Below are 1,241 nucleotides of genomic sequence, written 5' to 3' on the forward strand. Positions count from 1 at the left end.
GTACCATTGACCGGATCAATCTCTGGGGCATTCGGTGCAGTCACGTCAACAGTGAAGCTTTGGGTATCAGTGATTGTGCTGCTGTTACCTGCTGCATCGGTGAAGGTCGCTGTGGCATCAATGGTTTTATCGCCATCGGCCAACAGGTCGCTACCTGCGACATCGGCTGTCCAGTTACCTGTTGCTGCATCTACAGTTGCAGTGTAAGTCACGCCATTGATAACTAAAGTCACCACTGTGGTAGCTGCATCTGCAGGGATACCGGTCAAGGTACCTGTCACTGTCACTGTGCCAGCTGATTCTGCTGCGTTGAGGACGTTGTCCGCAGTTACCGCATCAATCGCAAGGGTTGCACCCGCTGGATTTGGTGGGGTCGCATCGACGGTTTCTGTACCTGGTACAGACGGGTTGCCTGCAGGGTCGGTTGCAATCGCAGTGATGGTATCACCATCCACCAGACCGCCTGGGTTTGGTACAGTCCATTCGCCTGTTACCGGATCAGTCACCACATCAACGGTGCTGCCATCCGGGAAGGTCACAGTCACGGTTGAACCTGGTTCTGCCGTACCGGTGATTGGATCGGTACCATTGACCGGATCAATCTCTGGGGCATTCGGTGCAGTGACATCCACGTTATAGACTTGGGTGTCAGTCACGCTGCTGCTGTTACCTGCTGCATCGGTGAAGGTCGCTGTGGCATCAATGGTTTTATCGCCATCGGCCAACAGGTCGCTACCTGCGACATCGGCTGTCCAGTTACCTGTTGCTGCATCTACAGTTGCAGTGTAAGTCACGCCATTGATAACTAAAGTCACCACTGTGCTTGCTGCGTCTGCTGGGATACCGGTTAAGGTACCTGTGATGGTCACTGTGCCAGCTGATTCTGCTGCGTTAATAACGTTGTCTGCTGTTACTGGCGCAACAGTCAGTGTGCTACCAGTGGTATCTGGTGCAGTGGTATCCACAACATAGCTGTGATCTGCACTGACCGGACCTGTACCTGTTACATTCACGGTCACTTCAATGGTGCTGTCTGCATCTGCAGTCAACTCGCTACCTGGAACGGTCACGCTCCATGTACCATCCGCCTGTACCGTGGTGTTGTAATTGTTGCCGTTGACCACAACCGTCACTGCATCACCTGCAGTGAAGTCGCCTACAACCGCACCACTGACCGTTTGGTCCACACCCGCTTCTGCTGCGTTAACGGTGTTATCGCCTGCAATCGGGTTGATCACCAC

At 53.7% G+C, this 1,241-nt stretch carries 1 pseudogene; it reads right to left on the reverse strand.

From position 1 onward, the window contains the following. Positions 1 to 1,214: pseudogene (locus J699_RS00065) on the reverse strand (Ig-like domain-containing protein); the annotation flags it as partial. Between the last annotated feature and the right edge of the window lie 27 nt (positions 1,215 to 1,241).

Source organism: Acinetobacter sp. 1000160, assembly GCF_000588715.1.
In the GTDB taxonomy this organism is placed as follows: domain Bacteria; phylum Pseudomonadota; class Gammaproteobacteria; order Pseudomonadales; family Moraxellaceae; genus Acinetobacter; species Acinetobacter courvalinii.